We start from the raw sequence: 7,767 nt of genomic DNA on the forward strand, positions 1-7,767 counted from the left end.
GAAATCATGCTGGCTCTGGGTACGAATATCTACGAAGCGACGATGGTCGAGCGGCAAACTAACCGCTATTGGACGCTAGAATACCTCAATCGATCGGGCGATCGCGAGTGGGATGCGCTGATGCTGCGCTGGCTGCGCGAGGATGAAAGTCTGGCACTGATCCTGATTGAAGAATTAGGCATCGAACTCGCGATGCGGTGTACTCGCTGGGTCGAATTGGGAGAACAACTCCAAGTCCAAGTCGCTCTAGTCGATCCGCGCCAGGATATCATCCATCTGCGCGAAATCACCAATCGAGCCGCCGATTCCGTAGCATAGATCGGCCCCCTCACTACCTAATGGCAAAAAAACAGAAATTTCCTCATCTCCTCGGCTCCAAGTGGACAGCTACCCAAAAAATGTGGGGCTGGCGACATTTTCAGGTCGTCAATCGCAAGCATGATGGCAAGTGGGTATTTGCCGAAATGGTCTCCTCCTGCGATCCTGATGTCAGATTTTGGATCAATGCTCAGGCTCTCAAAGATCTCACCCAGTGGAAACCAAGCTGGCAATCGCTCGATGAAATGGCACTCGAAAAAGATGAATTGGTCTTCTTCGAGTAAGATTGATGTTGTCAGAGATTTAGGTGGCAATTGATAATATTAGACACTATAGCAATCGCCAAGATCGTGAGGACGTTTTCTAATTAGTCCGCGTAGCGACGCGCGCTCGTCGGGTGTCCCGACGGTTTAGCGCGTCAAGACAGGCGGACTTTGCATCACCAGCGGCTGCTTGGTGCAACACATGCGGAGGAAACCTCCGCGTGATTGCATCCGCGATTTCAATCGCTGTGTCCTAATAGCCTTGGCGACTGCTATATCTAGAATTGTCTGAACCCTAGATAGCATCAATAGCCTAACTCCTAACTCCCTGTCTTGTCTCGCTATACCGTCGGGGAACCCGACGAGCGCGAGCCGCAACTCCCAACTCCGAACCCCCAACTCCTAAAGAATGTTTCGTCTCTCCAGTCAAATCGAAGCGATCTTGTATCTCAAGGGACAACCCCTGGACTTAGCGGCGATCGCCGAATGTGCGGGATGCGATCGAGATACCGCAGAAACAGCGATGATCGAATTGATGGATGACTACAATCATCGCGATAGTGCGCTCGAAGTGGTGGAAACGCCAACGGGTTATACCCTCCAATTGCGATCGTCTTTTCAAACATTGATCGACAAGATGATTCCCCCGGAAATCGGCACAGGTGCGCTGCGCACGCTGGCAGCGATCGCGATCAAAGGATCGATCTCCCAAACCGATCTGGTAGAATTGAGAGGTAGTGGTGCGTATCAACACGTCCAAGAACTAGTTGAAATTGGCTTTGTCCGCAAACGGCGACAAGCGGGAAATCGCTCTTCATTATTGCAAGTCACTGACAAGTTTCACCGGACTTACGAACTAAAAGATCTGCCCATTCAACAGCTAGTCGCACCAACATCGACAGAACCAGCGGAAGTCGTCCAGCTCGAAATCGATACCACGCCACCCGCCGCCACAGACGGATCGCATGGCGAAACTACAGCAGGATCGATTCAGCCTGAGGCTCCAGTACAGCACGAAACTGCCGCCGCATCAGATCGGGATGAAAACGGGGTGGATTTCACTACTGAAGCAGATAGCTTGCCATTGTCGCAATCTTAATGATGTTATCGCTTCCTAGACTTTCAATGATAAATTTTGCTCGATCGATGCGGATAACCGTTCTGAGGGCATACTAACATCAACGATCTGCTCGCTGCGATTCGATCGAGAACACAGTATCATAGTCAATATCGAATCGATCGCATAGAGCAGACTAATAATCATTATCTCGATCCATCTAACTATTAAGTCATAATGGCATTTAATCCTGATTTTCTAGAACGCAAATCTGAAGATGCTCAGGTCAATCAATTACTGAAGTATCTTCAACATCAATCCCCAGAAGTCTTGGCTCAAATTGCTAAGGCTACCACGCCCCAAGTCAAAGATATTATCACTCACAACATTCAAGGTTTATTGGGAATGTTGCCCAGTGAAGGCTTCAGCGTCCAAGTTACTACCGATCGCGACAACCTCGCCAACCTCCTCGGTTCGGCGATGATGACTGGCTACTTCTTGCGTCAAATGGAGCAGCGCATGGAACTAGAGAACATGCTCACTGGTTCGAGTTCGAGTTCGATTTCTGGCGATCTCTCGTCTGGCGAAAGTCGCGAGTAAGACCGTTGCTGGATCGCCTTAACAGCGGCTCTGTGCGATCGCTGGCGAACCAGATTTGCTCATTACTATCTAGCCACTAGCATGACTTCCAATCCACCAGCATCAAACTAACTACCACCCCCGAGCTGTCCGGCGGGTGGTAGTTGGTTTAACTGCGCCAACTGAGGACTTGCGACTTGACAGGATTGCTAAATTCGCGTTCTTCGGCTCTAGATTTGATAAATTCCGATCGCAATTGGTAATACCACTTTGCTTGAGTATCTGCATCCCTGATTAACATCAATGGTGGATTGTATTTTAACCCGATTTGTTGCTTGACTACCATATCCCGATCTTGACCCAGAAACGTGCGGATAAACGGGATCAGCAGCGGTTGCAAGGGTTTAAACCAGCCGATCGTCGTATAAAATAGCGTCGTAACTTCCGTTTCCGTCTCCGAAATCGGCGTAATTACCGTCATGTTGGCGACACGGCTGGTATTGGTGACAATTTGCTCGATCCGCACGCCTGGTAATGAAAAGGCGATTTCCACCTCCGCATCGCCACCGATTAATTTGTAGAAAAATGTTTGCCGCTCCAGACGATGGCGACGCATGGTAAAGCCGTAGGGAGACGGATCGAAGGCTTTGATTTCTGGTGTGAGGATGGCATCCGTGCGCCACCACCACGCCCGATGCACGAAGGGAACGTGAGAAGGATCCATCAAGCCGACAACGGCGTGATCGATGAAGCAGGGAAAGCTCATTGTCACGACTGCTTGATAAGTTTCCCCCTCAAAGCCAGCTACGAATGGGACTTCCAGTGTCGGTGCCACCTCGCCGCGATCGCGATCGGACATATAGATCCAGATATTGCCCTGGACTTCCCGCACGGGATATCTGCGGACTTGAAACTTACTCAAATCCAAATCTTGGTCGGCATTGAGTGCGGGTATCAGCGTACATGTACCAGTACGATCGAATCGCCAGCCATGATAAGCACATTCAATTTCATCGCCAGTAAGCCGCCCGCAACTCAATGGCACGGCGCGATGGGGGCAAATATCCCGCAGTGCAAAAACTTCACCATCCTGAGTGCGTCCAAAGACCACGGGTTCGCCCAGTAATTGCTTGGTCAGCATCTGTCCGGCTTTAAGTTGTCTACCCGGTAAAGCGTAATACCAAATATTGCGGAGGAAAGTGGGTTGTGGTTCGGTCATGAGTTGCTCGTTAGTTCAACAGCGATTCGACGATCGAGTGACAAATGCTAAGTTCGGCACTCGATCGAGTTTATAGTATATGAAAATTGTCAGCGCAGGCTAGTTCATGAGCGGTACATACAAAGCGACAGGGATCAATCTCAAAGCGATGCCCATCGGTGAAAACGATCGGCTGGTGACGATTCTCACCCGCGAGCATGGCTCGATCAAAGCGATCTTTCCTGGCGCACGTTAGGCAAAATCGAGCCTCGGCGGACGGAGCGCGCTATTTATGGTCAACGACCTTTTAATCTTTAAAGGTCGCTCCCTGGACAAAATCACCCAAGCCGAGACGACGATTTCCTATCACAAGTTAATCGATGACTTGGGCAAACTCGCCGCCAGTCAGTACCTAGCCGAAATCGTCTTAGCTCAAGCCTTGGCCGAGCGGCCTCAAGAAGAATTATATCAATTGTTGTTGCTCCACTTGGGTAGATTAAATGCCCTCGATCGCGGCGATAATACAGCCTCGATCGCGCATTTATGTCAGGGGATTTTTCACCTGCTCGCGCTCGATGGGATCGCGCCCCAGGTGTACGATTGCTGCATTACCAGACAACCGATCGAGCCAAACTTTACCACGATCGGGTGGCAGATCGGCTTTAGTATCGAAGCCGGTAGCACCATCGCGCTCGGGGTTGTCACGGACGATCCGAGCGTGTCGATTAATTATCGGCTTAATGCTCTAGAATTACTGTGCTTTCAGCATTTATCCGATCCCAATCTCCACAGATTGGAGCTGGCGATCGATAAATTTTCCCTGGACACCATCTCCGATCTCGAACTCGCTGGCGTCTGGCGGCGGCTGGAGCGGATATTGCGTCAATATATTCATTACCATCTCAATATCCAAATTAAATCTGCCGCCCTCATCGATTTATAGCCAGTAAGAGTCATCCCTAGTCCCCCAGTCTATTAGAAACCCGCTACACTAAGAGCTGTCAAATTAAATTGAGGTGCGGCTTTCACCCTCGCCACAAATTAGCTATCGACTTAATATAAGTGAGGATAATACTACTTGCTCACACATAAGCTGGGATCGCAGCCCACAGGCAGAGAATCTATCTCTGTCGAGTCTCGTCGAATCGCTTTAAAATAGAAGATATTTACATCGTTAGCCCGATCGCGAAGCTGTCCATTCAGTAGCAGCTTCGATCCAGTGCAAATCGGACTTTTTTAACATCAAACTTTAATAATTCCAGCGGTTATCATAGCCCTACCACATTCTTCAATGCGACTATCTGATTTTGACAACAAAGTACCAGAAAATGAACCTACCGATCTCATGACAAGTCATGGCGAGAGTGAGGCGGTGCCATCCGATCCGGTAACAGTCAACGAGCAAAGTAATGTGGTAGCAGCGAACGTAGATCCTCAGCCAGGATTTTTGGCAGTACTCAAAAATCGAAACTTTGTCACCCTGTGGAGCGGCCAAATCTTCTCCCAGCTAGCGGACAAAGTCTATCTGATCTTAATGATTGCCATCATTGAAAGTCAATTTCAATCAGGAAATCAGAGTATCAGCGGCTGGGTATCGGCGATCACGATCGCGACGACGATTCCAGCAGTGCTATTTGGATCCCTCGCTGGCATATTTGTCGATCGCTGGCACAAAAAAGAGGTTTTAGTAATTACCAACCTGCTGCGGGGCGGATTGGTGCTACTCGTGCCATTTTTACTATGGCTGACCAGAGGGCAAGTTGTCGCAAATTTACCGTTTGGGTTTGAGATTCTGTTAGTTATCACTTTTGCAGTGTCTACCCTCGGTCAATTTTTTGCCCCTGCCGAACAATCGGCAATTTCGATGATTGTCGATAAGCCCAATTTACTCTCCGCAAATTCGCTCTACACGACAACAGCGATGGGTTCGCTAATTGTGGGATTTGCCATTGGCGATCCCATTCTGGCTTTAGCAGATAGTTTTGGTGCAAGCATTGGCTTGGGAGTAAATATTGGCAAAGAGTTATTAGTCGGAGCTAGTTATGTAGTGGCGGGTGTCTTACTGTTAGTCATCCGCACGGGGGAAACGAAGCAAATCCCGACTGGAGACGAGCCGCACATCTTAGCCGACCTTAAGGATGGAATCCGCTATCTGGGCGAACATAAACAGATCAAAGGCGCATTGATTCAACTGGTAATCTTGCAATCGATTATTGCATCGATGACGATCGTCGCCGTGCGACTGGCTGAATTGCTGCCCGAAATCAAAGCTTCCCAATTTGGATTTCTCTTAGCTGCTGGTGGCGTCGGGATGGCATTGGGTGCTGTCGGGCTGAGTTACCTCGATCGCAAATTTTCTCGCGCGCAGTTGAGTTTGTATGGTTCGATGGGTGTTGCTGCCTCGCTAGTTGGGTTATCATTTTCCAATTCCCTGTGGTTGAGTCTATTATGCTTGGTCGGCATGGGTGTCTTTAGTGCTAGCGTTCTGATTCCGATGCAGACGACGATTCAAAGCGAAACCCCAGAAGAAATGCGCGGCAAAGTATTTGGACTCCAAAATAATGCCATTAATATCGCGCTGAGTCTGCCGCTAGCACTCACAGGGATTGCCGAAACAGCACTCGGTGTTTCCACTGTTTTATTGAGCCTAGCTGCAATTGCCGCAATTGGCGGGATCTTCACTCAGCGGTATAATTCGGTAGATTAGTTCGACTAGGGGATAGGGAGTAGGGGATAGGGGATAGTCAGCATTTGAAAGTCAAGTTGCGATCTCGGAAAATCAACTCCCCAAATTAGCATTCTCAAGATTTTCCGTAGTTTGGCATTTAACTCTATTCCCTATCCCCTATTCCCTATTCCCTTCTTCATGGAACCAATCATTCAGCTACGTGGAGTCTCCAAAGCCTTTGGTAAAAACGTGATTTTAGACGGGATGAATCTCGATATTTACCCCGGGCAAGGTTTGGGCATTATCGGGCCATCGGGAACGGGGAAATCGACGATTTTACGCATCATTGCTGGTTTACTCGCCCCCGACGAAGGCGAAGTATGGATTAAGGGACAACAGCGGCGGGGATTGATCGAAGATGGTAACGACCCGATTTATATCGGCATGGTGTTTCAGCAAGCCGCTCTCTTTGACTCGCTGACGGTCGAGGAAAATGTGGGTTTTCGGTTATTTCAACAATCCCGCATTGCTCGCCAGAAAATTCGGGAACTGGTAGAAACTAAACTAGCGATGGTGGGAATGGCAGATGTAGCAGATCGATACCCCGCCCAATTATCCGGCGGAATGCGCAAACGGGTGAGTTTTGCCCGCGCCATTATGTCCAATCCCGAACGCCCCGAAGATAATCCTGAAGTCTTACTATATGACGAGCCGACCGCTGGACTAGACCCGATCGCGTCTACAGTCATCGAGGATTTGGTACGGGATCTCCAAACTAAAGCTGGTAGCAGCACCTACGTGATGGTGACGCACCAAAGCAGCACCATTCGCCGCACGACCGATCGCATTGTCTTCATCTATCAAGGCAAGGTGCAATGGGATGGCAGCACCGATGATATCGATACGACCGACAATCCCCTCATGCGCCAGTTTTTTAGTGCCAGCACCCACGGCCCAATTCATGTAATCGATTAGCGATCGAGATGCGATCGATTGTGATGAATCTCGACGATCGATCTTTTTCTTTGGATTGATTTTAGACCAAATTGGCAAGTTATAATCGATGTAATCGATCGAACCATCAGTCTATGACCAGTAGTGAAATTAGTTATACTGAAGCGAACAGCAATTTAGGCAGTCTACTCGACCGAGTAGTAGATAACAAAGACATTATTATTGTCAAACGCAATGGTAAAGATAAAAACGTTGCGCTCATTGCTGAAGAAGATCTCAGTAGCCTCCTCGAAACTGTCTATCTATTACGCTCTCCAGCAAATGCAGCTAGGCTACATGGAGCAATCGATCGTGCTAAACGAAGAGATATTGAAGGTTATTCCCATTCGGATCTAGATAATCCAGCTCGATCGATCTCTACATTATGTGAGGAGTTAGGAATTGTCCGCGAAAAAGAAGGATAAGAAATCGTCCGATTCCAATCCAGAAATCCTTGTTTTCCAAAGAAGAATCATCTTTGATGAAGACTTTAGGGCGGATTTACAATGGTGGTATAGGCAAGATGTTCCAAAAGCGAATAAGATACTAGATTTGATAGAGTCTATCTGCATCGATCCATTTTCTGGCATTGGTAAACCAGAACCACTAAAATTCATGGAAGCAAATACTTGGTCGCGGCGGGTAGATTTAGAACATCGACTTATTTATCGAGTTACTAATGAATCGATTC

The 7,767-nt window shown here is 48.4% G+C and carries 8 protein-coding genes and 2 pseudogenes; 9 read left to right on the plus strand and 1 reads right to left on the minus strand.

What is annotated here, in order from left to right; translation table 11 throughout:
* The 4 genes and pseudogenes from RMO84_RS12075 to RMO84_RS12090 form a co-directional block, all read left to right on the plus strand.
* Positions 1 to 318: pseudogene (locus tag RMO84_RS12075) on the plus strand (RNB domain-containing ribonuclease); the annotation flags it as partial.
* Between the two features lie 20 nt (positions 319 to 338).
* Positions 339 to 602, plus strand: coding sequence for a TIGR02450 family Trp-rich protein (locus tag RMO84_RS12080; RefSeq protein ID WP_309736897.1), 264 nt, complete (start codon positions 339 to 341; stop codon positions 600 to 602).
* A 388-nt stretch (positions 603 to 990) separates the two neighbouring features.
* A complete protein-coding gene (gene scpB / locus RMO84_RS12085; protein WP_310488706.1) occupies positions 991 to 1,680 on the plus strand; it encodes an SMC-Scp complex subunit ScpB in 690 nt (229 codons plus the stop codon).
* Positions 1,681 to 1,875: 195 nt separating this feature from the next.
* Positions 1,876 to 2,238: a DUF760 domain-containing protein gene (locus RMO84_RS12090; RefSeq protein ID WP_310488707.1), complete on the plus strand. Its 363-nt coding sequence runs from the start codon at positions 1,876 to 1,878 to the stop codon at positions 2,236 to 2,238.
* A gap of 148 nt (positions 2,239 to 2,386) precedes the next feature.
* Here the strand turns inward: RMO84_RS12090 and RMO84_RS12095 are convergent, their stop codons facing one another.
* Entirely contained in the window at positions 2,387 to 3,436 is a 1,050-nt protein-coding gene (locus tag RMO84_RS12095; RefSeq protein ID WP_310488708.1) for an aromatic ring-hydroxylating dioxygenase subunit alpha, read from the minus strand.
* Between the two features lie 106 nt (positions 3,437 to 3,542).
* Between RMO84_RS12095 and recO the strand changes: the two are divergent.
* The 5 genes and pseudogenes from recO to RMO84_RS12125 form a co-directional block, all read left to right on the plus strand.
* Positions 3,543 to 4,358 (plus strand): annotated as a pseudogene (recO, locus tag RMO84_RS12105) (DNA repair protein RecO).
* A 402-nt stretch (positions 4,359 to 4,760) separates the two neighbouring features.
* Positions 4,761 to 6,122: an MFS transporter gene (locus tag RMO84_RS12110; RefSeq protein ID WP_310488711.1), complete on the plus strand. Its 1,362-nt coding sequence runs from the start codon at positions 4,761 to 4,763 to the stop codon at positions 6,120 to 6,122.
* 159 nt (positions 6,123 to 6,281) lie between these two features.
* Positions 6,282 to 7,058 carry an ATP-binding cassette domain-containing protein gene (locus RMO84_RS12115; RefSeq protein WP_310488712.1) on the plus strand — a complete coding sequence of 259 codons (777 nt, stop codon included), beginning with the start codon at positions 6,282 to 6,284 and terminating at the stop codon, positions 7,056 to 7,058.
* Between the two features lie 113 nt (positions 7,059 to 7,171).
* Entirely contained in the window at positions 7,172 to 7,501 is a 330-nt protein-coding gene (locus RMO84_RS12120; RefSeq protein ID WP_310488713.1) for a type II toxin-antitoxin system Phd/YefM family antitoxin, read from the plus strand.
* Between the two features lie 25 nt (positions 7,502 to 7,526).
* A partial coding sequence (locus RMO84_RS12125; protein WP_396135840.1) for a Txe/YoeB family addiction module toxin occupies positions 7,527 to 7,767 on the plus strand: 241 nt, incomplete at its 3' end.

The organism is Chamaesiphon sp. VAR_69_metabat_338, assembly GCF_031423935.1.
In the GTDB taxonomy this organism is placed as follows: Bacteria; Cyanobacteriota; Cyanobacteriia; order Cyanobacteriales; family Chamaesiphonaceae; genus Chamaesiphon.